This window comes from Photobacterium malacitanum (assembly GCF_900185615.1).
Classification (GTDB): domain Bacteria; phylum Pseudomonadota; class Gammaproteobacteria; order Enterobacterales; family Vibrionaceae; genus Photobacterium; species Photobacterium malacitanum.
In genome coordinates, this window is the sequence record NZ_FYAK01000002.1 from 211,657 (window position 1) to 238,310 (window position 26,654).

24 protein-coding genes are annotated in these 26,654 nt (G+C 37.2%); 11 read left to right on the plus strand and 13 right to left on the minus strand.

All coding sequences use genetic code 11. The features are described 5' to 3' along the window. The first annotated feature begins 7 nt into the window (after window positions 1-7). Window positions 8-766: an SDR family oxidoreductase gene (locus PMAL9190_RS06155; protein WP_087844379.1), complete on the plus strand. Its 759-nt coding sequence runs from the start codon at window positions 8-10 to the stop codon at window positions 764-766. On the opposite strand, the gene PMAL9190_RS06160 is transcribed toward PMAL9190_RS06155, so the two are convergent. From PMAL9190_RS06160 to PMAL9190_RS06170, 3 genes are all read right to left on the minus strand, one after another. Further along, window positions 767-874 carry a 3-ketoacyl-ACP reductase gene (locus tag PMAL9190_RS06160; RefSeq protein ID WP_087844380.1) on the minus strand — a complete coding sequence of 36 codons (108 nt, stop codon included), beginning with the start codon at window positions 872-874 and terminating at the stop codon, window positions 767-769. Between the two features lie 168 nt (window positions 875-1,042). Continuing rightward, on the minus strand, window positions 1,043-1,399 hold the full coding sequence (locus PMAL9190_RS06165) for a YibL family ribosome-associated protein (RefSeq protein ID WP_087844381.1): 357 nt from the start codon (window positions 1,397-1,399) through the stop codon (window positions 1,043-1,045). Between the two features lie 181 nt (window positions 1,400-1,580). After that, window positions 1,581-2,162 carry a DUF1471 domain-containing protein gene (locus PMAL9190_RS06170; protein ID WP_087844382.1) on the minus strand — a complete coding sequence of 194 codons (582 nt, stop codon included), beginning with the start codon at window positions 2,160-2,162 and terminating at the stop codon, window positions 1,581-1,583. Between the two features lie 376 nt (window positions 2,163-2,538). On the opposite strand from PMAL9190_RS06170, the gene PMAL9190_RS06175 reads away from it, so the two are divergent. After that, window positions 2,539-3,552, plus strand: a complete 1,014-nt coding sequence (locus PMAL9190_RS06175) for a methylenetetrahydrofolate reductase (protein WP_087844383.1) — start codon at window positions 2,539-2,541, stop codon at window positions 3,550-3,552. Between the two features lie 91 nt (window positions 3,553-3,643). Here PMAL9190_RS06175 and PMAL9190_RS06180 read toward each other — a convergent pair whose 3' ends face one another. Both PMAL9190_RS06180 and pflB read right to left on the minus strand, forming a co-directional pair. Then, window positions 3,644-5,119 (minus strand): DASS family sodium-coupled anion symporter, encoded by a 1,476-nt coding sequence (locus tag PMAL9190_RS06180; protein WP_087844384.1) that lies wholly within the window; start codon window positions 5,117-5,119, stop codon window positions 3,644-3,646. A 263-nt stretch (window positions 5,120-5,382) separates the two neighbouring features. Next, on the minus strand, window positions 5,383-7,680 hold the full coding sequence (pflB, locus tag PMAL9190_RS06185; RefSeq protein WP_087844385.1) for a formate C-acetyltransferase: 2,298 nt from the start codon (window positions 7,678-7,680) through the stop codon (window positions 5,383-5,385). A 980-nt stretch (window positions 7,681-8,660) separates the two neighbouring features. On the opposite strand from pflB, the gene PMAL9190_RS06190 reads away from it, so the two are divergent. Next, complete coding sequence (locus PMAL9190_RS06190) at window positions 8,661-10,043, plus strand: peptide MFS transporter (RefSeq protein ID WP_087844386.1); 1,383 nt, start codon at window positions 8,661-8,663, stop codon at window positions 10,041-10,043. A 117-nt stretch (window positions 10,044-10,160) separates the two neighbouring features. On the opposite strand, the gene PMAL9190_RS06195 is transcribed toward PMAL9190_RS06190, so the two are convergent. From PMAL9190_RS06195 to msrP, 3 genes are all read right to left on the minus strand, one after another. Then, window positions 10,161-11,492: an MATE family efflux transporter gene (locus tag PMAL9190_RS06195; protein WP_087844387.1), complete on the minus strand. Its 1,332-nt coding sequence runs from the start codon at window positions 11,490-11,492 to the stop codon at window positions 10,161-10,163. Window positions 11,493-11,693: 201 nt separating this feature from the next. Then, window positions 11,694-12,365 (minus strand): protein-methionine-sulfoxide reductase heme-binding subunit MsrQ, encoded by a 672-nt coding sequence (gene msrQ, locus PMAL9190_RS06200; RefSeq protein WP_087844388.1) that lies wholly within the window; start codon window positions 12,363-12,365, stop codon window positions 11,694-11,696. After that, window positions 12,365-13,378 (minus strand): protein-methionine-sulfoxide reductase catalytic subunit MsrP, encoded by a 1,014-nt coding sequence (msrP, locus tag PMAL9190_RS06205; protein WP_087844389.1) that lies wholly within the window; start codon window positions 13,376-13,378, stop codon window positions 12,365-12,367. The genes msrQ and msrP overlap by 1 nt, the downstream gene beginning before the upstream one ends. Before the next feature lie 190 nt (window positions 13,379-13,568). Between msrP and PMAL9190_RS06210 the strand changes: the two genes are divergently transcribed. From PMAL9190_RS06210 to PMAL9190_RS06220, 3 genes are all read left to right on the plus strand, one after another. Then, on the plus strand, window positions 13,569-14,054 hold the full coding sequence (locus PMAL9190_RS06210; protein ID WP_087844390.1) for a hypothetical protein: 486 nt from the start codon (window positions 13,569-13,571) through the stop codon (window positions 14,052-14,054). 89 nt (window positions 14,055-14,143) lie between these two features. Next, complete coding sequence (locus PMAL9190_RS06215; protein ID WP_087844391.1) at window positions 14,144-15,277, plus strand: acyl-CoA desaturase; 1,134 nt, start codon at window positions 14,144-14,146, stop codon at window positions 15,275-15,277. Window positions 15,278-15,568: 291 nt separating this feature from the next. Further along, complete coding sequence (locus PMAL9190_RS06220; RefSeq protein WP_087844392.1) at window positions 15,569-16,474, plus strand: L,D-transpeptidase family protein; 906 nt, start codon at window positions 15,569-15,571, stop codon at window positions 16,472-16,474. A 277-nt stretch (window positions 16,475-16,751) separates the two neighbouring features. Here the strand turns inward: PMAL9190_RS06220 and PMAL9190_RS06225 are convergent, their stop codons facing one another. The 4 genes from PMAL9190_RS06225 to PMAL9190_RS06240 all read right to left on the minus strand — a co-directional run bounded on the left by PMAL9190_RS06225 (window position 16,752) and on the right by PMAL9190_RS06240 (window position 19,987). After that, complete coding sequence (locus PMAL9190_RS06225; protein ID WP_036790326.1) at window positions 16,752-17,015, minus strand: Lpp/OprI family alanine-zipper lipoprotein; 264 nt, start codon at window positions 17,013-17,015, stop codon at window positions 16,752-16,754. Between the two features lie 435 nt (window positions 17,016-17,450). Beyond that, window positions 17,451-18,068: an SCO family protein gene (locus PMAL9190_RS06230; protein ID WP_087844393.1), complete on the minus strand. Its 618-nt coding sequence runs from the start codon at window positions 18,066-18,068 to the stop codon at window positions 17,451-17,453. A gap of 174 nt (window positions 18,069-18,242) precedes the next feature. Further along, on the minus strand, window positions 18,243-19,163 hold the full coding sequence (locus tag PMAL9190_RS06235; RefSeq protein ID WP_087844394.1) for a polyprenyl-phosphate transporter: 921 nt from the start codon (window positions 19,161-19,163) through the stop codon (window positions 18,243-18,245). 200 nt (window positions 19,164-19,363) lie between these two features. Further along, window positions 19,364-19,987 carry a hypothetical protein gene (locus PMAL9190_RS06240; protein WP_235004304.1) on the minus strand — a complete coding sequence of 208 codons (624 nt, stop codon included), beginning with the start codon at window positions 19,985-19,987 and terminating at the stop codon, window positions 19,364-19,366. A gap of 901 nt (window positions 19,988-20,888) precedes the next feature. Here PMAL9190_RS06240 and PMAL9190_RS06245 point away from each other — a divergent pair. Further along, window positions 20,889-21,308: an NADH:ubiquinone oxidoreductase gene (locus PMAL9190_RS06245; RefSeq protein WP_087844396.1), complete on the plus strand. Its 420-nt coding sequence runs from the start codon at window positions 20,889-20,891 to the stop codon at window positions 21,306-21,308. Between the two features lie 98 nt (window positions 21,309-21,406). Here the strand turns inward: PMAL9190_RS06245 and nagA are convergent, their stop codons facing one another. Next, window positions 21,407-22,540 carry an N-acetylglucosamine-6-phosphate deacetylase gene (gene nagA, locus PMAL9190_RS06250; RefSeq protein ID WP_087844397.1) on the minus strand — a complete coding sequence of 378 codons (1,134 nt, stop codon included), beginning with the start codon at window positions 22,538-22,540 and terminating at the stop codon, window positions 21,407-21,409. Window positions 22,541-23,097: 557 nt separating this feature from the next. Here nagA and PMAL9190_RS06255 point away from each other — a divergent pair. From PMAL9190_RS06255 to PMAL9190_RS06270, 4 genes are all read left to right on the plus strand, one after another. Continuing rightward, window positions 23,098-23,862, plus strand: coding sequence for a hypothetical protein (locus PMAL9190_RS06255; protein ID WP_087844398.1), 765 nt, complete (start codon window positions 23,098-23,100; stop codon window positions 23,860-23,862). Window positions 23,863-24,107: 245 nt separating this feature from the next. After that, a complete protein-coding gene (locus PMAL9190_RS06260; RefSeq protein WP_087844399.1) occupies window positions 24,108-24,794 on the plus strand; it encodes a VC0807 family protein in 687 nt (228 codons plus the stop codon). A 162-nt stretch (window positions 24,795-24,956) separates the two neighbouring features. Next, window positions 24,957-25,436 (plus strand): hypothetical protein, encoded by a 480-nt coding sequence (locus PMAL9190_RS06265; protein WP_087844400.1) that lies wholly within the window; start codon window positions 24,957-24,959, stop codon window positions 25,434-25,436. A gap of 232 nt (window positions 25,437-25,668) precedes the next feature. After that, window positions 25,669-26,583 (plus strand): cation diffusion facilitator family transporter, encoded by a 915-nt coding sequence (locus PMAL9190_RS06270; RefSeq protein WP_087844401.1) that lies wholly within the window; start codon window positions 25,669-25,671, stop codon window positions 26,581-26,583. Window positions 26,584-26,654: the final 71 nt, after the last annotated feature.

Consider the following 26,654-nt stretch of genomic DNA (forward strand, 5'->3'; position numbering starts at 1 on the left):
AATTAACGTGAACATTGATAATAGTGTTGTTGTCATTACAGGAGCCGGTCAAGGGCTAGGCCAAATGATGGCGGTGACGCTTGCGCAGATGGGAGCACAACTTGCTTTAATTGATGTAAATACGGCAGGATTACGTAAAACACAAGATCAATGCCATATGCTAAACAGTATGGCACATATCTATGAGGCTGATGTTACCAATGAAGCTGAAGTTGAACAGGCTTTTTTGAATATTATTGAGGACTTTGATCACATTGATGTACTGATTAATAATGCAGGGATCCTTGATGATGGCTTATTGGTACAAAAGAGCCCAACAGGTATCAGCAAAATGTCTTTAGAGCAGTTCCAAACCGTGATGGATGTTAATGTCACTGGTACATTCTTATGCGGTAGAGAAGCGGCTAAATGGATGATTGAGAATGAAACTAAAGGCGTTATTATTAATATTTCAAGTGCTGCTCGCGCCGGAAATATTGGTCAAACAAACTATGCTGCTTCTAAAGCGGCGGTAACCACGATGGCGGTTGGCTGGGCGAGAGAGTTAGGTCAGTATGGCATTCGTGTAGCTGCTATTGCACCGGGCCTGATTGATACGCCAATGGCGATGCAAATTAATGATGACAAGCTTGAGCAAATGCTATCGATGGTACCACTCGCACGTTTAGGCGAACCAACTGAGATTGCCCATTCGGTGAGATACATTATTGAAAATGATTATTTCACCGGCAGGGTACTTGAAATTGATGGCGGGTTACGGTTGTAATCAAGCGTGGTTATACAATGCAAATAATGCTAAAACGCCACCAACGGCAAACATCAGCATTGATAAGCCAAACGCGAATTTTGCCATATACGGCATTAATTTTTCCATTGGTAAGTCCAACTAGCGGTTAAAGAATAGATTTTACCTCATATTTAGCACCAATGAGCGCTAAATATGAGGTTTTGTGTTTTTTTGCATAAAAAAAGATCGCCATGAGACGATCTTTTTATGCCTTTCGGTCATATTTGTTTAGTCAATAATATAACTAAACAACAATTAGAATGCTTTTGGTGCGTAGCCAGTAACGGCTTTAATGCCCATGCTACGGCCTAATGCTGTCATTGGGTGTACAACGACAAGGTCTTTAACTGATTTTTTCAGTTTACCCATATCTGCTTGTTCTGCTTTAGTTAACACGCGATTAAAAGCAAGAGATTTAACATCTTTACTTTTGCCACTCACTTCTGCTGACTTACGGTGTTTAACGTTTTGCACTTTTTTGTTTAGGCTAAGAAGCTCATCTTTAAACTGCTTGATGATCACTTTATCATCACGTTGAATAGCAGCAGCAAGTTTACGCTGGCACTTGTCCATACGGTTATTAAGATTTTGAAGCTCTTGGTTTAAATTCATGTCATTACCTTTGTATTTACACTCGCAATACACTAAATCGTAGTGTTTACGATGAATAGGTATTGAGTTGCCGCTAGTATACATTATATTTTTGCTAACGGGATCGCTATCCAGCAACTATTTTTGTTATAAATTACATTTTTATCGGCATATATGCCACATTCACCGTTTAGTTATATAGCTAATTAGCAATGGTTGTTGTTTTACAACGATAAGCATCAATCACAACAGACGACGGCAGATGCTTCTTCATTTCAATTACTTGAGTTATATGAAAACGGTTACCACCAAGCATATAAGTTTGGTTGGCTATTTGTGTCTGGAGGTTATTCGGATTAGTGCTTTTTACGACCTCGGTATTGAGTAAGCGACATGCGTTTGCTTCTGTTTCACTAATACGTAGTGGAAGTACAATTTCAGCGCCTGGCAGAATAGTATGATTGTTATTTACCGCAGTGGTATTGGTGCAGTTATATATTTCGGCAACGACGCTACTTGGACGAGAGCGACGCGTATCGAGTACGTTAACAATAGCGTAATGATTACCGCCTTTAATAAAGGTGGTATTTTTCAGCTCGCGATCAACATTATTGGGGTGAGCATCTTTGATCGTGTGGGTTGCAATGATTTGGCAATGTTCTTGTTTCGCTAGAGCAGGTGATAGCACAGTGATCTTTTCAGCTTCAGGTAACACGTGGATCTTTCGAGTAACACAACCTGTGGTTAATAGACTTGTGATGATCAAAAGAGTAACAGTTTTCATTGTTTATAGCCTGCTTTATTGAAATGGCCGTGGAATATAACGTAAAGGTATTGTTATCGCAATGAAACAAGTTAAAAATAGCGTATTGCGCATGGTTCAATTAAGGTAGCGGAAAAGACTATATTATTGAAAATATAACTAATATATTTTGATTTCTGCGTGCTGATTAGGTACAAGTAAATAATATTTTATAAAAAAGTAGCTAATTTGCTGCCACTGTAATTAATATTTGATTGAACGTTGTTATCGTTCTAACCCAAGGATGTAGCGGTTGTCGGTGTTATTTAGCAACTGTTAAGCAGTATTTGTCATAGTCGGCGGCGTATCAATAAAGGCTTTGCTTACCGTCTACTACAACACATGGAAGTGATTATTAATGGAAAATGTAGATCAAACAACACAAACAGAATCAGAACTACGGGTACGCTATAATGATATTACTCGTGGCGTGTATTTTATTGGAACAACACCACCTAAGACGAGTACTCCTTTAGAGGAAGTTGAGGGGATTGCAGATCGTCTAGTGAATCGTATTAAAGATCTTGCGATTGATGGTTTGATTGTTTACGACATTCAAGATGAAGTTTCGCGTACTCAAAAACCACGCCCATTCCCATTTAAATCAACGCATGATCCACGCTATTACTCCTCATTACTAAATAAGAAAACCGGCCGACCTGTTATTACTTATAAAAGCGTTGTTCAATCAGAAACGGATGCGTTTGATGAGTGGTTAAATGAAGCTTGGCATGAGTACCAAGTGCGTGACATTGTGCTGGTGGGCAGTCCATCGGCTAAAAATGAGGTATCGTTACCGTTATCTGCCGCTTATCAAACCTTGGCTGAAAATAATAATAACTTTTTTACTGGCGGTATAATGATTGCAGAACGCCATGCTAAAAAAGGCAATGAACATGCTCGTTTAATAGAAAAATATCAGCAAGGTTGTAATTTCTTTATTTCTCAAGCGATTTACGACACTCAAGCAACCATTGATATTCTGACGCGTTATGCGATTGAATGTAAGCAAGATGGAATAAAGCCACAACGTATTCTATTAACGTTTTCGCCATGTGGCAGTGCCAAAACATTAGAGTTTATTGAGTGGCTTGGAGTGAGTGTGCCAGAAGCAACCAGTTTGCGTATTCTTAATGCGTCTAACCCATTACATGAATCAATTAAAATGTGTTGTAACAGTCTTAATCAGATTTTAGATGCCGTGGTTGAATATGATCTTCCATTGGGATTAAACATTGAAAGTTTAACTAACCGCAAAGAGGAAATAGACGGCTCAATTTTATTGTATAAGTTGTTACGTGCTTCGATGGACAGCCATTTAGCTAAGCATGAATTTCGTACTTTACAGCGCAATAAACTGCTCTCCGTGTAATTGATTGACGAGAGTGATGGGCTGAAATTAATCAGCCGCTGCAAGTGGTATTTGTAGCGGCTGATTTGATTTATCGAATGATTTTATACGATTACATTAAACCTAAAATAGACCACCAAATAATTCCAGTTGCCATAAAGATAATTGCGCCGCCACCAGAGATAATTAAGCCAATTGACATCCATTGTTTATCATTATGGTATTGATAACCCATTAACAGTGGATTGCGTGCATGGCTATAGGTGGTGAGGTTACAACCTATGTTGGTAATACCTGCAACAGCTAAAATAGAGATCAGTGGATTAACCCCTAATGCGATTAATGAACCAATGATGACGGGGCCAAGCGCAACAACCTTGGCGGTACCAGATGCAAAAAAGTAGGCAGTGATCAGATAAAATATCATCATCACGACTAAAATAACGGTTGGACTAGCATCACCCATGTGGTTGCTGATTAGATTCGACACGCCATGACCGACCCATGTAGTGAACCCGAGTGTTTTCAGTTGACTTGCCATTCCCATCAATACAGCAAACCAAATTAGTGTATCCCAAGCTCCTTTTTCTGATTTAACATCATCCCAGTTTAAAACGCCTAATATTAATAAAGCAGATAAGCCAATAAATGCCGCAGTAGTTGCATGCAAATGCAGCGATTGACCACCAACCCACATTACAATTAATCCAATAAAGACCGCGATGAGTTTCCATTCAGCAACACTGACAGGACCTAAGTGCAATAAAGCCTGTTTTGCATAAGCTGGCGCTTGGGGCGTATGTTTGGTCTCTGGATTGATAAACTTAAATAAAATAAAAGGGATGGTTAACAGTAAAACGGCGGCTGGCATCAGTAAATACAGCGCCCAGTGACTAAAAGTTATATTTATATTAGCAACCGAAGCGGCAATACCGACTAAAGCAAGGTTACCGGCAAAACCCGTTTGAAAACCTACAGCTGAAGCATCGTTCATTGCACTTACTGAAGAAATAAGGTATTGACCCAACTTACGATCATCTTTATTAATGACTTTCGCGAGTGAATCGGCAATAGGGGAGATAATTGCAGAACGAGCAGTATTACTGGGTGTCGCTGGCGCGATGAGAAAATCAGCAATGCCTAAACAATAAGCAATGCGTAATGATGACTGACCAAACCAACTTAATAAAATAAGAGCTATGCGTTTTCCTAATCCTGTTTTAGCAAAGGCTCGTGCAATCATAAATGCGATCACAATTAGCCAAATCAGGACGTTATTAAAATTACTGGTCGCCGCCATGATAGCTGCTTTAGCAGATGTTTCACCTCCGGCATGAAGTAACGCATAGGCAGAGACACCGATAACGGCAACTGCACCTGTGGGCAATATATTAGTTACAATTGCAACAATCGTAGCAATAAAAATAATCGCAGTATGAAATGCAGCGGTATTTAATTCTATAGGAATGGTGATATAACGCCAACAAAGTGTACTCAGTAATATAATAAAGATTGCAGGAATAACTTTGATAGCAAACAGTGGTTCTTTGGCAGATGAAGCCGTTTTATTGGGGGATATAGCGCTCATTGGGTTCTTATTATGATTTTATATGCTTATATAGTATATAAAATTCAAATAATTCTCACGGTAAAAATAACTGATATGGTTATTAATCATTGAATGTATATTCCATATCAAAAATAGCGTGTTAAATGATAAAAAACGCCACTTAAAAACTTTCAAAGAGAAAGAGACAGATTAAGTGGCGTTGAAATAACAAACAAAATTAGGTAGTCATGCCATTTTGTTTGGATGTTATTGTTTGCTGGTAGTTAAGATTATTATTGTGCTTATATCTTGCTAGTAAATGTACGTGTAATGACATCTTGTTGCTGTTCACGAGTCAGAGAGTTAAAACGCACCGCATAACCAGAAACACGAATGGTTAGCTGTGGGTATTTCTCAGGGTGTTCAACAGCATCTAATAATGTGTCACGATTTAAAACATTCACATTGAGGTGTTGACCACCCTCAATGCCGTCGGTTGTACCTGCTGCTTCGTGATGGAAGTAACCATCCATTAATGCTGCAAGGTTTTGCTTTTGTGTACTTTCATCTTTACCTAATGCATTTGGAACAATAGAGAAAGTATAAGAAATACCGTCTTTCGCATAAGCAAATGGCAGCTTTGATACAGATGTTAATGATGCAACTGCACCGTTTTCATCACGACCATGCATTGGGTTAGCACCAGGACCAAATGGCATACCAGCACGACGACCATCAGGTGTATTACCTGTTTTCTTACCATACACAACGTTAGATGTGATGGTTAAGATTGACTGGGTTGGAATCGCTTCACGGTACATGTGCATTGTTTGAATCTTCTTCATGAAGCGTTCAACAAGATCACAAGCAATGTCATCTACACGTGCATCATTATTACCAAATTTAGGGTAATCACCCTCGATGTTGAAGTCGATAGCAACGCCATTTTCATCACGAATCGGTGTTACTTTAGCAAACTTGATGGCAGCTAATGAGTCGGCAACAACAGAAAGACCAGCAATACCACATGCCATAGTACGGCGTACATCGCGATCCATTAATGCCATAAGTGATGCTTCATAGCTGTAACGGTCATGTGAGTAGTGGATAATGTTTAGTGCTGTCACATATTGAGTCGCTAACCAATCAAGCATGGCATCATAACGAGGCATTAGAGTATCAAAATCAAGTACTTCATCAGTGATTTTTGCAACCTGAGGGCCTACTTGTACTTGTGACTTCTCATCAATACCGCCATTGATGGTATATAGCAGTGCTTTAGCAAGGTTGGCACGCGCACCAAAGAATTGCATGTGCTTACCAACAATTTGTGGGCTTACACAACATGCGATAGCGTAATCATCGTTGTCAAAATCAGGGCGCATTAAGTCATCGTTTTCGTACTGAACAGATGACGTTTCAATCGATACTTTAGCTGCATATTGTTTAAAGGCAATAGGCAGTTGCTCAGACCAAAGAATAGTCATATTTGGCTCAGGAGCAGGACCCATTGTATGCAAAGTATGCAAGTAGCGGAATGTGGTCTTAGTAACTAAAGTACGGCCATCAACACCCATACCTGCCATTGCTTCTGTTGCCCAAATAGGGTCACCAGAGAACAGTGAATCGTATTCAGGTGTACGTAAGAAGCGCACCATACGTAGTTTCATGATGAAATGGTCGATCATTTCTTGCGCTTGTTGCTCGGTGATTAAACCGTTAGCAATATCACGCTCAACAAAGACATCAATAAATGTTGAAGTACGACCAAGTGACATTGCAGCGCCATTTTGTGATTTAACGGCAGCAAGGTAACCAAAGTAAGTAAACTGAATCGCTTGTTGTGCTGTTTTAGCAGGCAAAGACATGTCAATGCCGTATGCAAGGCCCATTGTGCGAATATCTTCTAGTGCTTGAACTTGATCAGCAAGTTCTTCACGTAGACGCATGGTTTTTTCTAAATCTTGGCCTTGTTCAAGGAAAGATTGAGTCGAGTTATATTGCTCTAATTTATCGGCTTTAAGGAAATCAATACCGTATAGTGCTAAGCGACGGTAATCACCAATAATACGGCCACGACCATACGCATCAGGTAGACCTGTGATAATACCAGAACGGCGACAAGCTAAAATTTCTTTAGTGTATAAGTCAAAACATGCTTTGTTATGTGTTTTACGGTAATCAGTAAAGATTTTTTCAACCATTGGGTCTAATTCACGACCGTAAACTTCACATGAGTTTTTCACCATGCGAATACCACCATTGGCGATAATTGCACGTTTCAATGGCTTATCAGTTTGTAGACCAACAATTTTTTCAAGATCTTGGTTGATATAGCCAGCACCATGAGAGGTAACAGTTGAAGGCAAGTCTGTGTCAAAGTCAACCGGTGCGTGAGTGCTGCTTTCTTGCTTGATGCCTTCCATTACATCATTCCACAATGATGTTGTTGCATCTGTTACATCGGCTAAGAAAGACTCATCGCCTTCATATGGGGTGTAGTTAGTTTGAATGAAATCACGCGTATTAACGCTAGTCTGCCATTCACCTTTACTAAAACCACGCCATGCTTCAAGCATGTCAGTTGTTGGGATTGTCATAATACTTACCTCTAACTAAAAATTTGAATGCAGTGATCAGTAGTCACAACTGATCGCTATATGATTGAGTACGGTTCATTCAACCTTGCAAGTGTTGAATCGAGGTGCTGATTATTACTTTCTATATTAATAAGTAGGCTTTTTTTATTGCTGCAAAATCAAACCTAACTTAGGTGTAATATGCTGCCTGTTTGCCTTAAGTTCATAGTATGGCTAATATCGGCATGAGTAAAATGAATGCTTTTCATTTTTCAAATGCGCAATGTGCATGTGTTAATAGGTTGTTTGCTGGTTAAATCTAATAAGGTGAAAATATCAATCTTAATTGCAGCGAAATCCAAGTATTAAACAGAGGTGTTACTGCGTTATAAATGTGCATTGATATGATTGTCGAGTACAACGAAGTATTGATGTTGAATATTTTGTTAATAACTATATTTCATTCTTTTACTATGATGGCGTATAACTCTGCTTTTAGCCCTTATGGCAGAGTTTAAGCTGTGTATTAAAAGTTGAAATTTATCAGTGATAAAATATTTAGCAGTAAAAAACATCCTGCAATTGAATAGTATATGCATGCTGTTTAATCTCTTTTTAATAGCCATTTCTTGCTTTCAAGCGATGCTGAATAGTAATTTTTATCATTTGGTGGCTATTTTTAGAACATATTGCTTTAAATGTTGACATGAGATGAGGTCTAGTCATTAACATTTTAAATTAAGTGTTAATATCCTGCTTTTAAGGTTTAATCCGGTTTTAAATGCCGAATTAAGTCTCTATGAGTAGTTTTTTACGCTAAAAACTGAGTGTAACAAAATGTTTCAGTTTGTTTGTCATTATTTTATGTTTGCTGTTTATTCAAGGTGTTAACGCTATGACGTAATATCGCGATAACTTATGCTCTTGAAAGATATTATGTTGTCCTTTATAACTTGAGGGGATTTAAAAAATGAATAAATAGTTACAAACAAGGAATAATTATGAGTAGGGAAATGAGTACTTTTCTAGGACATCCAAAAGGGTTGTTCTTGTTGTTTAGTACTGAGTTGTGGGAACGTTTTTGTTATTACGGCATGCGTGCCATTCTTGTATTGTATTTAACGGATAAAACAATGAATGGCGGTTTTGGTTGGACAACCAAAGATGCCCTCAGTTTATACGCCACATATACTGGCCTTGTTTATTTAACCCCGCTTATTGGTGGCTGGATTGCTGATAACTTCTTAGGACAACGTCGTTGTGTCATTTTGGGCGGTATTTGTATGGCCATTGCCCAATTTATTCTTGCGCTACCAAATTCTGTTGTTGGCACTTTTGCATTAAGCGCATTTTATTGTGGCTTGGGTTTGATGATTATTGGTAATGGTTTATTTAAAGCCAATATATCGACCATGGTCGGCGATCTTTATCCTGAAGGTGATAACCGTCGTGATGGTGCATTTACTATTTTCTATATGGGTATTAATCTCGGCTCTTTGCTTGCTGGTGTTATTGCTGGTACCGCCGTTAGTTTTTGGGGTTGGAAAGCAGGTTTTGCTGCATCCGGTATTGGTATGTTAGTGAGCTTACTTTTACAGCTAGTTTTTGCTAAACGTCTATTGGGTAATATTGGTACAGAGCCGGCAGCAAAACGTGATGCCGCTAAAAATGCATCAGGCAAGAAAGAGCCATTAACAGCAGTTGAACGAGATCGTATGAAAGTGATTATGTTCCTAGGCTTGTTTGTTGTTGTTTTTTGGGCTGGTTTTGAACAAGCTGGTGGTTTGATGAATATTTTCACCCAAGAATATACAGATCGTATGATTGGCAGTTTTGAAGTACCAGCAGCTTGGTTCCAATCATTAAATCCTTTCTTCATTATTACATTAGCACCGATTATTGCGGCATTCTGGATCAAATTAGGTCCTAAAGAGCCAAGTTCACCAATAAAGTTTGTGTTTGCATTATTGTTCCTCGCAATTGGCTTCCTATTTATGGTGGGAGCAGCAATGCAACAAGGTGGTGATTTAACAGTGAAAACGTCAATGTTATGGCTAGTTGGAGCCTATTTCTTCCATACCTTAGGTGAGTTGTGTATTTCGCCGATTGGCTTATCAATGGTAACTAAACTGGCACCATTACGTTTGTGTTCGTTACTGATGGGAGTGTGGTTTGCATTTAATGCATTGGCAAACTATGTTGCAGGAATCATAGGCTCGCATGTTGGTGATGCGGGTGCGCTTCATATCTTTGCTGGTATTGCCATTGCAGCGGTGGCTTCATCGGTTATTCTGTTTTTATTCTCAAATAAACTTATTCAATGGATGCATGGTGCAGAAGGTCATCTTGTTGAAAAGAAAGAAGCTATCATTGCTGAAGTGTAAAATATGTGCTTTAGCTGATTAGCAATAAAAAACCGATAGCTGTATTTTATTATAAATACAGACTATCGGTTTACTTTATTACGTTTCGTGGTGTTGGTTGTTGTTAATCGAGGTTGTTTATGCGAGTTTTTTTAATCGATATACCATCCATAACGTAAGTGCAGCACTACAAAGTGGTAATGCTAGCCACACCCCATTAACTCCGACACTATAAGCCAACACAAAAATGGCAATTGAGATCAACAGTAACTTACCGCCAGTAAGAAAGGAGGCTTCTTTAGGCATATTTATCGCCTGAAAGTAAGTTGCACCAACCAGTAACACGCCTTCAAAAGGGAGTCCCCAAAAGTACAGTGACATGCCGTTAATTGCTACTGGCTGAAGTACTGGATTGTCACCTGCAAACATATACACCACGATTTCTGGAATACTGTATAAAGTGATCATACCAATCGCTGCAATTAATAACGTTGTTATAAAGGCAAGATTACGAAGCTTGTTCACTCGATCTTTAAGACCTGCACCAGTATTAAAACTCACCAGTGGTTGAGTGCCTAAGGCAATACCTTCAAAAACTAAATAAAACAGGGCTTCGGTGTAACTCACAATGCTGTAAGCTGCAACATGGATCGGTTTTCCAACCAGTAAAAATGCTTTGTTATGAAGGATTAATACGACTGACAAGTACATGTACATTAATAAACTTGAAGTACCTAACTTGAGGATTTGCAACACAGTATCAAGTTTAATTTTAAGGCTATCCCAGCCAATACGTAATTGGGTTTTATCAGAGAAGAAATGCTGTAAACATAATAGGCAGGTCACCGCTTGCGATAACATTGTTGCAATGGCCGCTCCGGTTAATCCCCACGGAATAACAACAATGAATAACCAATCTAAAAAGATATTAAGTACGCCGCCTAAAATCATAATCAAGGTAACACGGTTAGGTTGACTATCATTACGCAGTAGCGCAGAAAATGCCATTGACACAATAGCAAAGCTACCCATGGTGAAGTACCAAAATAGGTAGTCTGTAGCCATGGTTAAAATATGATCTTTGGCGCCGATCCAAATTAGAATGTCTTTACCAAAAACCAAGCCGAAACTACAGAAAATGATGGCAGCAATAATACACAGACTTAGTGCATTACCGACAATTTGGCGAGCTTGTTGAACGTTGTCTTCACCCATTTTTATCGAAACAAGTGCTGACGCTCCCATACCGATCATAGCACCAACGGCATATAAAATAGAGCCGATAGGGTATCCAAGTATGATAGCGGCAAGACCATCTTCACCTATAAAGTGACCAACAAACATGCCGTCAACGGCAACATAGATGCCAGTAATAAGCATCGCCGCAATAGTGGGTAAGGTATAACGCAAAAAAAGGCGAAAAATCGAATCATCACGTAAGGATAATGGCTGAGTTGTTGATACTGTCATCGGAGAAAGTCCATGTAAACCGCAGAAGTAGATATAAAAATTGTGCGCATTGTCTGTTTATTCAGTAGCTTAGTCAATCTAACAATCTGTATTTATGGTGTCGAGATCACGTGATTTGAGTGTTAATTCTGCGATGCTCGATCCCTAAGCAATCGATTACAACAAATTAAGCTCGTATATTTGTTGTAATACGAGTGAGGGTTAGTGCTGAGAAGTTTTTGATATCGGTCTAGCAGGGGATAGGATATTTTTTTTAGTAAGCCAGGTTGTTAGTTTTTGTTTACGGCAATAGAGTAAAAAGAGACAAATAAACAGGTAAAAAGTAGGTTCAACAAGGCCTGATTTAACCGACCAATAGTAATGAATTGGGCTTAATAACAATGCAAGATAAACCCAATTATGCAGTTTTTGCCAAGATTTACCTAAACGGCGTTGTGCTGATTTTGGGGATGTTAACGCAAGCAATAACAGAATAATCCAGCTTACCGCACCAATCGCAAGATAAGGACGTTGAATAATTTCACTGCCTAATAGTGCCCAATCAAAATTAAGGTCGAGCGCAAGATAGGCGCCAAGGTGCAATACAACCCAGAAGAATGTGTATAGCCCGAGTAATCGTCTGAGGCGAATTAAGCCGCCTTGCTTATATCGTTTCGCCAGTGGTGATAATAGCAAGGTCAGAATTAGCGTATTTAACCCTGCTTTGCCTGTGAAATGTTCAATACCTTTGATGGGATCTGCACCAAAGCCACCGTTAAGTGTGTTATAAACCAACAGCGCAACAAACAATAATGAAATCGTATGAATAACGATTTTAATTATCAAAATATGTGTAGGCGTAAGACGGTATGATTGAATATTTCGAGTGAGCATTAATAGTTCCTTTTTAAGTCCATGCCTTGGTATAGTGAAGCCACTTCTTCTGCATAACCATTAAACATCAGTGTTGGTTGACGGCGACTACTAAAGATATTGCCTTGACCGATAAAGCGTTCGCTTGCTTGGCTCCAGCGAGGATGATCAACGTTGGGATTAACATTGGCATAAAACCCATATTCACTTGCAGCAAGACGGTTCCATGTTGTTGGAGGTTGTTGATCAGTTAAGTGAATTCGTACAATCGATTTAATACTTTTGAAACCGTATTTCCAAGGCACAACCAAGCGTAACGGTGCACCGTTTTGCGGGGCTAATGTTTTGCCATATAGGCCTACTGAGATCATTGTCAGTGGATGCATTGCCTCATCAATACGTAGACCTTCTACATAAGGGTATTCTATTCCACCGCCAAGACGTGATGACGCTTGGCCTGGCATCTGTTTAGGATCGTATAGGGTTTCAAAAGCAACATATTTTGCTCGTTGCTGCGGATCTGCTTTTTTAATGATGTCGCGTAAACTAAAACCGATCCATGGAATATTCATTGACCAGGCTTCAACACAGCGGAGACGATATATACGTTCTTCTAAGGTAAATTGATTAAATAAGTCATCGTAATCAAGGCTAAATGGCTTATTTACCATCCCATCAATAGTGACCTTCCATGGATCAGTGATAAACTTCTCTGCCCGTATAGCAGGGGATGATTTATCAGTACCAAATTCGTAAAAATTATTGTAGTGAAGTATTTTATCTTCAGGTGTCAGCGACAATGTTGAGTTAGAGAGTGATGACGGTGATCCGCTAAGTTGGCGACGATGATCAACAGCTTGTTCTTCTGGCGATGAGATAAAATCAAATAAGCCAGCATGGGCATTAGTTGATAGCGGCAAGCCAACAGCGGCAATACCTAATTTCTTCAAAATATCTCGGCGTTGGTGATACACCGATTCTGGAGTCGCTTGGTTTTCTGATAATGACCAACGAGGACGTATTTTTATTTGCATAAGGTGCCTATTGCGATATTTAAATCAATAATAACGACTACTAAAGTAGACCGTAAGTTGATGATAAAAATTTCAATCGTTGATAATGTTTATTTGTTTTTTATTAATATACTTATAAAACAATAGATTAAATGGTATTTTGTGCCAGTGTAAATAGGTTTAAGTTTTAATTTTAAAGGTAATCGTTCACATGAATGCAATGAATCAATTTAATGCCGATATTGAATTACAGCATATTTACCTCGAAGTGTATTCTGAGCGTTATAGCCATTTACGGACATTTTTAGAGGCTTATTATTGTTATCAACATGGGTTGGTGACTCAACAAGGAAAACCCGATTGGATACAAATTTTTAATGTGGGTAAACGAACAGTTGCTGCTGCGCATATTCAGGAACGAAAATTGCTTGTTAGAGAGATGATGATGCCATTATCAGTGATTATAGGGCATTTCAAAACACTAGTACGCGATGATGAAGCGACGATCGAAAGCATTAAAGCTATTATTGATGATCATCTTGAATATGTCATCATGACACGGGATGAACACCATGCATTAATAAAAGCAGGGGTGAAAGAGACGATGCCAGCAAGTTATTATCAACCATTACATAACGATTACCGTCGTGTTAATACACGCTTTGATGCGGCTGGAATCACATTATTGATGTCGTAATAACAGTTTATATTGCTGGTTGGTTGAATCACCTTAAGTGCTCAGTATAATCTAGCTTACATGTGTACGCTGAAATAAGGTGAAAAAGGATGATACCTCAACAGCAAAAACCGCCAATTATTTGGTTGAACGTGGCTCTATTTACACTGACATTTGCCATTGCAGTTATCGGTGTTCCACTCTACCTCTATTTTTATCACCTTGATGTTGCGCTTATCGCAATGACAGTCGTGGCATTTTGCTACTGCGGGATGTCAATTACTGCGGGTTATCATCGTTTATGGGCGCATCAAAGCTATCAAGCAAACCGCTTTTTGCGACTGGTATTTGCCCTTGGTGGCGCATTTGCGTTGCAAAATAGTATTCTACATTGGTGTTCTGATCATCGTGTACACCATCGCCATGTAGATCATAATCTTAAAGATCCCTATTCAGCTAAAATGGGATTCTTTTACAGTCATATTGGCTGGATGCTACGACACTATCAAGCCAGTCGTTATCACGATTATTCAAATTGTTCTGATTTACAAAATGATCCTATTGTTGTTTGGCAGCATAAATATTACTTCTTACTAGCGGCAATGATGAATATTGGTATTCCTGTCATTATCGGATTACTACTTGGTAATGTTTTGGGAGCATTATTGTTTATTGGCGTATTACGACTGGTGTTAAGCCATCATACGACATTTTTTATTAACTCGTTAGCGCATAAATGGGGAACTCAACCTTACACTGACAGAAATACAGCCCGTGATAATGGTGTAATTGCATGGCTAACATTTGGTGAGGGGTATCATAATTATCATCATATTTTTGAGAATGATTATCGTAATGGTATTCGCTGGTGGCAGTTTGATCCAACGAAATGGCTGATCAAGAGTTGCTCATGGTTAGGGTGGACGACAAATCTAAAAGTTACTTCTGCCGATAGAATTGAGAAAACACGCGCGAAAATGGAATTTATGCGGTTGCAATATCAATTTAAAACATTGCCAAATAACAGTGCGCGTTTATTGCAATTACAATACGAGTATGAAGCCCTGATCAGTAAAATTTCTGATTATTATCAAGTGAAGAAACGCTTGATCGATTTGCAGCAACAGAAATTGGCCAATGATTATGAGAATTTTGAATTTATGCAACAATATGAATCGATTAAACAGAAATTAAACCAACAACGTCGTGATTGGAAATATTTAGTACAACAATATACCGTTTAATATTAAATAATCGTTATTGAGCTGTTAGGTCTTACCAAGATTTAACAGCTCTTTTTTATTAATGGTTATAATTATATAGCGTCATCATGCTGTTAGTTAGCATGTTGCTATTTATATTATTGTAGATTTACTGTTAGCGATAAGCTAGTAGATTAAAATGATATCAAGTAGTATGGCAGTAAAGCTTAAAAGCACATGTAATAATTAAATATAGTTATAGTGTGCATAATTAATTATAGCGTTTTACATCCATGATTATATGTTTGTAAAACCTTAACCGGAGATATTGTCGTGTACCGCGCATTACTTTTGTCACTCACATGTTTAGCCTCATCCGCAGCGCATGCAATTGAATATAAACTACCTAGCGATGGTAGTAACATCGTTGGTACAACCGAATATTACGAAGTAAAACAAGGTGATAGTCTTTCTGATATTGCAAATAAATATAACGTTGGTTTTCTTGGTATGATGGCTGCCAATAAAGGCGTAGATCCATTTTTACCTCAGCCAGGAAAGCTATTACAAATACCGACTCAAGTTATACTGCCAGATGTCGCCCACAAAGGTATTGTGGTAAATCTTGCTGAGTTACGTCTTTACTATTTCCCTAAAAACGATGCTTCTATTGTTTATGTTTTTCCTATTGGTATTGGTCGAGTGGGTCGTGAAACACCCAATATGACGACAACCATTAATGAAAAAGTAAAAAATCCAACCTGGACACCACCGGCATCAATTCGTAAAGAGCATGCAGCAAAAGGTGACATTTTACCTGCTGTTGTGCCTGCAGGCCCTGATAACCCATTGGGTGACTATAAAATGCGACTTGCTTATGGTCATGGCGAATACCTTATTCATGGTACCAATAAAGACTTTGGTATCGGTATGCGTGTTAGTGGGGGGTGTATTCGTATGAACCCTTGGGATGTTGAATGGTTGTTCCCACAAGTTCCTCTTGGTACGCAAGTTCAAATAATTAATCAACCCGTAAAAACATCCCGTGCTGCAGATGGTGAGTTGATAGTTGAAGTGCATGCGCCATTATCAAAAGATGAATCTCAAGTTGGTGTTAAGCAAAGTGTAGAAGCGCCAAAAGCATTATTGGATGATGTGGAAGGTGACGCTAAGGCAACACAACGGCTTAATGCTGAATTAGATAAGCAATCAGGGCTGCCTGTTATTTTAAAATCATAGTAAAGCATTCGATTTTAACTCTAATTACAAACGAGATATAACTATCTCGTTTTTTTATATTTGTATTTAGCGTTATCATAAAATGTTAATAATTATAATAATAGTGTATTACTCGCGAAGATGTAATTGTGAATTGTCGTTGTGTATTATTGGGATATAAAGGGTAGATGTTTAATAGTAGGAGTTTAAATTAAAGCGGTCATTAAAAAGTAAATAACGATAAATAAAAAGAGACGGCCTGAGCCATCTCTTTAGATATTTTACGACTAAATATAGATTACTTAGTGTATGAACCAGCAATGTTATCAATACGCTTATTAGCACGCATTGCTTCTTGGTATGCTGCGTCAGATGCTGCGCGAGAGTCATTTACTGCGCCTACGATTTGGTCTTGTTGACCTTGTAGTGCACTAACTTGCTCAGACAATGTGTCAACTTTGTTAGTTAGTTGCTGCATTTGACTTACTTCATCAGAGCTAGAACAACCTACAAGTGAAGCACTTAGTAAAACACCAGCTAAGATAGATACAGTACGTTTCATTTTTATATAATCTCCATATTGATTTAGCCACTACAACTGTTGAATAAAGTTTGAGTTGGCAAATTCATTATGGCATAACTTATTATAATTGCTCATTAAATTTTTTTGGATAACAAAAAAAAATCTGATTAATATCTCGTTTTCGAATAAAAAAACTACATATTTAACCATTTTTTTGCATTGATATTTAATTTGAAAGGAGCATAAACCCGCTTAATATAAGGACTTATAAGTAATTTCTTGTTTTTAGTAATAGATAAAGTCAGAGTAATGTAAAATTTTGCCAATACTCAAATAAATAACATATTTGGTTAAAAAACACACAAAAAAACGATAGTGAAAATGTTTGATAACTTATTACTAATAGTAAAGAAAAACACAACTGTTAATTATTAAATGGTATTAATATGCGTCACGTATAATATGTTTATTTAGTTATTGGCTGTTATCTATTATTCCGTTGTTCGTCATCTCGGCTGTTATTGTGGGTATTGTGGCAATTAATTGAGAAGGGTTAGCTAAGTGAGGCAGCTTTTTAATTAGATCACCATTTGGTTTTAAAAAATAAAAATAAGAGTTGTGATCTATAACGTATTTTATTTTTGAATTTTCTAAGGTGTTTTTAATATAAAGTACACCATATGTATCAGCTAAAGCTTTAATTTGTTGCTCTGTTCCGGTTGCTCCGGTAATTGTATTATCAAAATGAGCTGCATATTGAGCACTTATCATGGCGGTATCACGGTTTGGATCAAGTGAGATAAAAACAGGCCATAATTGATCTCGCTGTTGTTGCGGAAGCGCTTTTAAAGCCGCAGCTAATACCGCTAATGATGTCGGGCATACATCAGGACATTGCGTGTAACCAAAATAGACTAAACGTATACGTTTATCCTCAGGGTTAAATAAATCGATAGCTTCTGTACCTGATTCTAAAAAATTCATGGGATAATAAGGTTCACGAGCTACATCAGGATCGTTACTGTCCATCATGAAACTGGTAAATAGTCCTGCAACTAAAGCAAGAGCAAGAATAATCCATTGGTATTTCATTTATTCATCCTTATATATTCCCTAATCATTTCGTTGGGATAAGCTAATTATGAATAGAGATGTCTATAAAAGGTAGGCGTGAAGTAAATTTTTGTGATGTCGCTACATTGATAGTAAAAAACAACAAAAAAAGCAGCCACGAAGGCTGCTTTAATAGGTAGTTTTAAAGGAAAATTAGTCGTTGTTACGTTCAGCGTATTTTTCAAGACCCCATACCACAGCAAGGCCTAAAATCATCGCAAAGATGGCATAGCCTAATAACGCAGGATGGCCTGTAACATGCTCATAGTTTAATGGTGAAAGATTATGTTCAATAAGTGGTACTTGCTCACCATGTGAGTTTGTACGCCATGAAATAACTTCTTTCCAAGGCCAAATTTTGCTTAAAGTACCGATCATTAAGCCCGTGAGGAAAGTAAGCGCAATATCACGGTAGCTACGTAATACCCATGATAAAACATGAGAAAATGTTAACAGACCTAGCACACAACCAATAGCAAAAGTACCCAGAGTTACGATATCAACTGATTTTGCTGCTGCTAGAATAGGTGCGTACATACCAAGTAGTAGTAAAATAAAACTACCAGAAATGCCCGGAAGAATCATTGCACAAATCGCAATCGCACCAGCAATAAGAAGATTTAATGGTGTTGGATCCATTGCCACAGGGTGAAGTACAGTAATGCCGTAAGCAAAGCCAACACCGATTGCAACAGAAATTATGCGCCCAATATTCCAATTTTCGACTTGTTTAAACATGTGAATCACAGAAATTATGATTAAACCAAAGAAGAACGACCACAATGGGATTGGGTGAGTATGTAGCATCCAAGTGATAAATTTAGCGAGGGTAAATATACTCGTTAAAATACCACCAAATAGACAGATTAAAAATGTGCCATTAATGTGCTCAAAGGCAGCCTTAATACCACCTTTGCGGATCACCCCAATTAAGCTCGGGTTGATTCGACGAATACTTTCAAGCAACGTATCGTAAATGCCAGTAATGAAGGCGATAGTGCCGCCTGACACTCCAGGAACAACATCAGCTGCGCCCATTGCCATGCCTTTTAAGAAGGTTGATATTTTACTCATTGGATTCCGTAACTGTGATAGCTGAATAATTTAGGTTGAGCATTATACAGCGAACGATTAAAAACCACTATAAAATCATAAGTATAGTATTTACTTATGACTGGTAATAGAAACATACGAATAGTGGATGGTCTGTAATACATTATGGTGCCATAACGTATAAACGAGGGTGTTTTATTTATGTCAGATTAGTGTGCTAGTTAATCTTCGGTTAAGGTTGTTTGTAACATCGACTCTGCCAATAAGACAAAGCGTTGGCAAGGTTGTGGTTCAAAATCCACTGTAAACGCAGATGTAGCGATAATATCTAATAATTTATCTTCAGCTCGTTGCTTTATTAACAGTCTGTGCTCGGTATTGAAGTAATGAAAGATTGGTGAAACTAACGCGTTATCTATTTGCTGTAATGCGTAATAGCATTGATTAATCGCTATATTATTCGTAATCAAGGTGATCGCAGTTATGGATGGTATACGATCTTCTTGATAATAACTCGCAGCTAATCTATCCCAATGCGCAGCTGCTAATATGCCCATCGCAACATATTCAGGGCGTTGGTATTGAAAGAGTAAGCGTCGTTCATAGTCATCCCTGATATTGTTATTATTAATATCAATACCGATATCATCATTAGAGGTTGGTAGTACGACTAAATGTGAAGGGGGGTCAAAAGGACGAGGAACCTGACTACTACTGACGTTTGCTAATGCTAAAATTTTTAATGCATGATACTCATTAAGAGGGAGATCAACCGTTTGCTGAGTTATAGGGGCTGGTGATAATTTAATGACAGCTTTTGTCGGTGAGGCGGTAGCCTGCGCCATTATTAAAATCATTGTAATAATAACCAAACAACCTAAAAAGTGGCGTGAAAAAAGTAAATGCATATTATTTATAAGACGAACAATAGATTTTTAAGTATCTGAATTATTGATATAAATTACAATTTTATTCAGTCATAATGTGACAAGCATTAAATTACTGTGTCGATGCAGCGGTTACATAACAGCGTTAACAAACTATGGCTCATAATATTTAGCAATAGATCCATCAATCTATTGGTTGAATATCTATATCATATTCAACATTCAGCAGTATGTTGTTCAGCTAATATTTAGTATTGATAGTTATACTATTGTCATAGAAACAAAGACTTATTCCCTCAGACTTATTATAAAAGCAGATGGTATTTATTAACTGCAATAAGTTACAGTGTAGCTGAATCAGTGGTGTAATATGCCAAAACATATCTTTGAATTATTGTTGGCAGTAGGGGCGATAGTACTTGCTGTCAGTATATTTATGCTCACCGTTATTCATTAGTTTCTGAAACCACTATAAGTAGATAATGCTTATAGTGGTTTTTTTATATTTGAAAAATAAATTTTGATAATGGCTTAATTCCCGATCAAATAGTGACTACTCGGGATAGTTAGCGGGTGTTGGCTATATAAAAACGCTTATTATGGCTACTTTTCAGGATTAATTGCTATAAAGCATGTTTTTTACAGGCAATGAGATTTGTTGTTATTAACTGGTTTATCACTCGATTTGTTAACTATACTTATTTAATAACAATGCATTAGGCTGTTATAGATACAAAACATATATTCTGTTTCATAAGTGGAATCTTTTACTCCATATATACAAAATGGTATTTAGATGACAAAATACCTTCAGAGACTACATTTAGGCATATTGTAGATAGTACAAGAGAGGATAAATATGATATTTGGGTTGATTATGTTGTTATCCGTAGTAGCAGGTATACTGTCAGGTGAGCATTTTCATTCATTTATGGCAGGTTTTGGCATTGCAGCAGTCGCAATAGGAACAGCTTATTGGTTGGCTTTCCGTACAACGCGTTATCCACAACTTGCACTATTGATGCTGCTTGTTGCTATGATGGCGAAATTAGCGATTACTGTTACAGGTGTTGTGTGGGTGGTTAAGGCTGGCGTACTCAGTTCACCGTTTGTGTTCTCATTGTCTTATTTATTCTTCTCTATTGTTGTGAGCTATGCTTACTTTAAATTACGTGAATATCAGATGTCTGTAGTAGAAAAACGTAATACCATTGTTTTTTCGTCAGTTAAAAAGCCGTCATCAACAGTCGTTTCAACAGTGATGACCGCGAAGATTTAAAGACTGATAACATAAACGTGAAAGAATATTAAAAAGGCTGCCGCTCATTTGAGTAGCAGCCTTTTTTAATGCGTCTAATATTAGAATGTTAACCTAAATTAGAATGCTTTTTTACCCATTTGGTAAACGTGCTTAACTTGGTTATCATCTGAAAGTAAAGTAATGTTTGCTTTATAACCTGCTTTTAATAGGCCGTATTCGTTATCAACATTGATCGCTTTTGCTGGGTATAATGTTGCCATACGTAGTGCTTCTTCACGGCTAAGACCCACATGATCAATCAAGTTATTTAGGCCTTGAATCATGGTAACGGCAGAACCTGCGATAGTGCCATCTTTATAATGACATTTACCATCAGTTACATAAGCATGTAGACCGGCCATATCAAACTCAGTCATATCAGTACCAGCTGGCGCTACAGCATCTGTTACCATAAATAGTTGCTCACCTAGAATTTCATGAGCGATACGAACTGATGGGAAAGAAGCATGGATACCATCAACAATGATACCTGCATGTGGTTTTTTATCGAAGATGTAACCAACAACGCCTGGTTCACGAGAACCAAGTGGTGTCATTGCATTATAAAGGTGAGTAGCCATGGTTAGGCCTTCTTTCTCTGCAACTTGGTCATAAGTTGCATTTGTGTGGCCTAATGACACTGTGATACCAGCATTACGTACAATATCGATAACTTCTTGTGCTGTATTTTCAGGTGCTACAGTTAGTACACAGATTTTATCTGCATTATCAGCTAAATATTGCGCTGTTTTTACGTCTAATTCACGAATAAACTCTTCGCGGTGTGCACCTTTCTTTTCAGTGCTGATAAAAGGGCCTTCTAAATGTAAACCAAGAACACCTTGTTGTGCAGGATCGTCGATAGCATCAACCATATTAAGCACTTTATTCATTGATTCAGCATCACTAGTAATAAAAGTAGGTAAAAACTGTGTTGTACCACTCTTTAAGTTTGCTTGATTCATGATGTCTAATGTTTCTTTGCTAATAGCAGTATTAAGTAAAACACCACCGCAGCCATTTAGCTGTACATCAATAAAGCCTGCAGATGCTAATAAGCCTTTAGCATCAAATGTTTCTGCTGGTAACTCAGTTGCTGAAACAGCAGACATTGGAACAATGCGTGAAATAATATCATTTTCAATAAAGATGGCTTGGTTTTCTTGGATAGTGTTACCATCAAATACGTTAGTGTTAATAATTGCAAACATATGATTACTCACTTGAATTTTTATAGTCTGAACATGAATCAGCAGACAAAGTAGTGACTTTACTCTATGTCGAGTGGGGCCTCATTCAGATGAGAGCGACACTGCGTAAATGATATATAGAGTACCGAATAATTGGTTTGAAATAAGATCTAACACTCGGTATAAAATCTTATTTCACTATAAAAAATAAGATACCTGTTTCAATCATCCTTCGTCAATCTTTTATCTGATTAATTAGTAAATTTTCTATGATTATCGCCTTTTTTAATCGATATGTCATACAAAAGTAAATTGTCGCTTTATTAACAATATGAATTAGTAATTAATAAACCCAAATATACCTTTAGAGATAATATATTGTTAAATTTTGCTTTATAGGTCTATTTAATCCACAGGATGACTTTTCGACAACGAAATTTATGTTTTTGTATCAAGATTTTTGCACTCATTCCTACAATTAGGCAAAATAGCCTTTTATTAAAATACGTTATGGCATTTTGAATTGGATTGGTTCGGTCAATGATGGTGCTTAGAGTTAGACTGTATTAGGAGTCAAAATGCAGTGGAATGATTGGCCAATAGTGTTATCAGATGTTTTGGCACAATTTGCGATAGGTGCGTTCATCATTATAGGTGGGGTAATGCTGTCGGGTAAATTATGCTTTGGACAGCATGATCGTGTAATGAAGCTCTTACCTTTAATCAGTTGGTTATTAATTGCTTCGTTACTCGTTCGTGAAGCAACATTGATGATAATGCAATCAAGTATTAATGTGGCAAACCCTAGTGCGGTTGTATTTGTATTAGTGTTTGTCGCGTTAACATTAATTTATAGCTTATGTGAAAACCGTCTCCTTGGTAAAGAAAGCGCTCGAAAAAGCATCGTTGTGGTGATGTTGCTATGGAGTATTGCCTATATTATCAATATATTAAGTTTTAGTGCCAATAACGGTAATATTGGTGATGTAATGGCCATTATCTTTAGTGTTGGTTTTGGTGGCAGTTTATTAGCACATGCAATGCTAGTCAAAGCACAGCATAAAGTTGATCCTCTAAATGTTACTTTACCTGTCTTTGGTGCCTTTATCGCTGTTGTGGTACTGATTGTCGCAAGCCTAGATATGGCAACGCTTATTGAACAAACACATCATGATATTCTATTGCCGTTTATCTGGCGTGTGATCAGTATTGGCTGCTTACTTAGCGCAACAGGGCTATGGTTAATGTCATTAATTACAAAGACCAAGCCAGTGTTGGCGATGTTAGCATGTGCATGTACTTTAGCACTTATCGCAAGTTTAACTGCAAGTGGTAGTTTTTAGTTATAGTTAGCCATCATTTTATCAATATGATGGCTATGCTTTTAATGGTTTGTAACGATATTGTGCTTTACAGTTATATTGATAAACGAAACAATCAAAGTAGAGTAATAGCAGACTCTAAGCTTTAACTAGAATTATTATGATGTGAGCAATAAGTTTGGATGTATTGTTGAGTATTAATAGATATTGTTAGTGCGTTAAATGCAAAGTGACATAATTATGAATAAAGGAAATTATTAGGAATTATGGCTGAAAAGAAAACCAATCCGTTAAATGAAATTATTTTTAACGTCGTTGTGCCATCCATCATCTTAATGAAAATGAGTGGTGATGATCGTCTTGGTTCGGTAGGAGCATTGCTGGTGGCTTTAGCTTTCCCGGTCGCATTTGGTGGCTATGAGTTACTAAAGAACAAGAAACTTAATTTTATTGCAATACTTGGTATCGTAAGCGTGTTACTTACTGGTGGCATTGGTGTGTTAGAACTTGATACCCAATGGCTTGCTGTCAAAGAGGCGTTGATACCAGGAATCATTGGTGTTGTCGTTCTTGGTTCAACATTTACTAAGTATCCTATTGTTACTAAAATGATTTTTAACGATAGCATTTTAAATTTAGGTCTTATTAAACAAAAATTAATGGAATCTAATCAGCAGCAAGCTTTTGATCGTTGCTTAGTTCAATCTAATTATTTATTTGCAAGTACCTTCGCTTTCTCATCAGTGATGAATTATATTCTTGCTACCGTTATTGTCACTAGTCCCGCAGGAACTGAAGCATTTAATGAAGAGCTGGGTCGAATGACGTTATTAAGCTATCCTGTTATTGCTATTCCATCGATGTTGATGATGATGGGAATATTTTATTTCGTTTGGCGTCAAATCCGTAAGATGACCAATCTGGAAACAGCACAAATTTTTAAAACACAATAAAGAAAACTGTTTTAAAACAAAATATAGCCAATGATGTTATCAAACATGATTGGCTTTTTTATATTTGAAAGGTCTCAATTATAAGATATCTTGTAGAATTAAAGCAGTGCTATAACAGATGCACCATAATGATATTATTATTTATTATTCTTGGAGAGTAATATGAAGCCATTTCCATTACTCTGCACATTGTTGCTGACAATGGCATGCTCATCTGCGGATGTTGCAGAATTAAATAAAAATAATAGTATCGCTAGTGGTATTCATTGTGATAATTATTTATCGCCTCAAACACATGATTATTTTAATGACTTTATCGCTATACAATTACAACAAGTAAATGCATTAGAAGGAGAGATAACCAAAGACAATATGAAGGAATTACATAATGCACTATATCAATTTGAAGCCTATTGGTTGACGTTAAAAGAGGCGCGTTATGAAGCTTGCCAACGCCATGCTAATTGTACTGCACTAGAACAGCAATATAACCGCCATATTGAACGAAAACCTCGGAATCGAATTGCTACTTCATCACAAATAATGTGTCAGAGAAGCAGTTTTGAATATGCTATTAGTCGTGTAAAAATGGTGGCATTTTATACTGATGTTGAACGCTTAGAGTTAATTCGTCAAAAATAACCGTTTTTATTTTATCTTGATTTTTAATTAACACTTTGATTAATAATAATTTATTTGTTTGCTTTTTTCTTTAATTATAAATACTTATCAACGATGAGACTTAATTTGTATTAAATACTATATTTAATACAACAGGCTCTATATCGTCGTTAGTTATTGTAACCATATTTACGGCGTAACAATAATAAACAACCTTGAAAATAATAAGGATATTGTCTTTTAGGAGGACATTATGGTTGCTCACCGTAAAGTTAGTAAAGAACGTGCAGCACTTAAACTATCACTAGCTGGTACTGTTTTTGTGTCAATACTTGGTATCAGTTACGGATTTTATGTTGGATCAAATGCAATTTTACTTGATGGTATGTTTTCATTACTCAGTATGGGAATGACAGGATTAAGTTTATATACCGCTTATTTGGTCAGTAAACCCGATGATGCACAATTTCAGTTTGGTTACGCTCATTTAGAGCCGTTAATTAACGTTGTAAATGGTATTATGATTTTAGTTACTTGTATATTTGCTTTTATTACAGGTGTACTCACCATTATTGATGGAGGTCATAATATCATACTAAAAGATGCACTTATTTATGCCGTGTTATCAACGATTAGTTGTTTTAGTATTTATGCAATTGAAAAGCACATAGCATCAAGTGTTGATTCAGAGTTAGTTCGAGTGGACTCTCAAGAATGGTTAATTGATGGTATTTTGAGTGCTGCTATTTTAATTGGATTTATTTCAGTGATGATTTGTGATTGGTTAGGTTACAGTAAATGGAACGCCTATATTGATCCTGTCTTAGTGACCACATTGGCTCTGTTCGCCTCTATTTTACCTATTAAGGTTTTACGTCGAAATCTTAAAGAGGTGCTGCTTGTTGCTCCTCAAAACGGCGCACAACGGCATGTTGATCAAGTTATTGAAGCATTATCTAAAGAATATGGATTTGATGATTATACCCACCATTTTGCGAAAATTGGGCGACAGTATGATTTAGAGATAAATATTTTGGTGAAAGATGATTACAAATGGCCAACCAAACGACAAGATCATATTCGTCAGCAATTATGGGATCGACTCTCTGATGAATTGGGTGAAACGTGGCTGTCTGTGAGCTTTACAGCACAAGAACGGTGGTTGTAGTCTGTTTTTTGTGCAAAATTTTGCTTCTGCCATAAGTTTTAACCGCGAATTGTCACAACTTTATAACTTAA

What these genes read in the sequence shown, in the direction of transcription:
- PMAL9190_RS06270 (WP_087844401.1), top strand. Translation starts at nt 25,669, where the DNA reads ATGGTTGCTCACCGTAAAGTTAGTAAAGAACGTGCAGCACTTAAACTA.
- PMAL9190_RS06210 (WP_087844390.1), top strand. Translation starts at nt 13,569, where the DNA reads ATGAATGCAATGAATCAATTTAATGCCGATATTGAATTACAGCATATT.
- msrP (WP_087844389.1), bottom strand. Translation starts at nt 13,378, where the DNA reads ATGCAAATAAAAATACGTCCTCGTTGGTCATTATCAGAAAACCAAGCG.
- PMAL9190_RS06225 (WP_036790326.1), bottom strand. Translation starts at nt 17,015, where the DNA reads ATGAAACGTACTGTATCTATCTTAGCTGGTGTTTTACTAAGTGCTTCA.
- PMAL9190_RS06195 (WP_087844387.1), bottom strand. Translation starts at nt 11,492, where the DNA reads ATGACAGTATCAACAACTCAGCCATTATCCTTACGTGATGATTCGATT.
- PMAL9190_RS06180 (WP_087844384.1), bottom strand. Translation starts at nt 5,119, where the DNA reads ATGAGCGCTATATCCCCCAATAAAACGGCTTCATCTGCCAAAGAACCA.
- PMAL9190_RS06230 (WP_087844393.1), bottom strand. Translation starts at nt 18,068, where the DNA reads ATGAAATACCAATGGATTATTCTTGCTCTTGCTTTAGTTGCAGGACTA.
- nagA (WP_087844397.1), bottom strand. Translation starts at nt 22,540, where the DNA reads ATGTTTGCAATTATTAACACTAACGTATTTGATGGTAACACTATCCAA.
- PMAL9190_RS06260 (WP_087844399.1), top strand. Translation starts at nt 24,108, where the DNA reads ATGGCTGAAAAGAAAACCAATCCGTTAAATGAAATTATTTTTAACGTC.
- PMAL9190_RS06240 (WP_235004304.1), bottom strand. Translation starts at nt 19,987, where the DNA reads ATGGCGCAGGCTACCGCCTCACCGACAAAAGCTGTCATTAAATTATCA.
- PMAL9190_RS06160 (WP_087844380.1), bottom strand. Translation starts at nt 874, where the DNA reads ATGGAAAAATTAATGCCGTATATGGCAAAATTCGCGTTTGGCTTATCA.
- pflB (WP_087844385.1), bottom strand. Translation starts at nt 7,680, where the DNA reads ATGACAATCCCAACAACTGACATGCTTGAAGCATGGCGTGGTTTTAGT.
- PMAL9190_RS06235 (WP_087844394.1), bottom strand. Translation starts at nt 19,163, where the DNA reads ATGAGTAAAATATCAACCTTCTTAAAAGGCATGGCAATGGGCGCAGCT.
- PMAL9190_RS06170 (WP_087844382.1), bottom strand. Translation starts at nt 2,162, where the DNA reads ATGAAAACTGTTACTCTTTTGATCATCACAAGTCTATTAACCACAGGT.
- PMAL9190_RS06215 (WP_087844391.1), top strand. Translation starts at nt 14,144, where the DNA reads ATGATACCTCAACAGCAAAAACCGCCAATTATTTGGTTGAACGTGGCT.
- PMAL9190_RS06255 (WP_087844398.1), top strand. Translation starts at nt 23,098, where the DNA reads ATGCAGTGGAATGATTGGCCAATAGTGTTATCAGATGTTTTGGCACAA.
- PMAL9190_RS06265 (WP_087844400.1), top strand. Translation starts at nt 24,957, where the DNA reads ATGAAGCCATTTCCATTACTCTGCACATTGTTGCTGACAATGGCATGC.
- msrQ (WP_087844388.1), bottom strand. Translation starts at nt 12,365, where the DNA reads ATGCTCACTCGAAATATTCAATCATACCGTCTTACGCCTACACATATT.
- PMAL9190_RS06175 (WP_087844383.1), top strand. Translation starts at nt 2,539, where the DNA reads ATGGAAAATGTAGATCAAACAACACAAACAGAATCAGAACTACGGGTA.
- PMAL9190_RS06245 (WP_087844396.1), top strand. Translation starts at nt 20,889, where the DNA reads ATGATATTTGGGTTGATTATGTTGTTATCCGTAGTAGCAGGTATACTG.
- PMAL9190_RS06190 (WP_087844386.1), top strand. Translation starts at nt 8,661, where the DNA reads ATGAGTAGGGAAATGAGTACTTTTCTAGGACATCCAAAAGGGTTGTTC.
- PMAL9190_RS06165 (WP_087844381.1), bottom strand. Translation starts at nt 1,399, where the DNA reads ATGAATTTAAACCAAGAGCTTCAAAATCTTAATAACCGTATGGACAAG.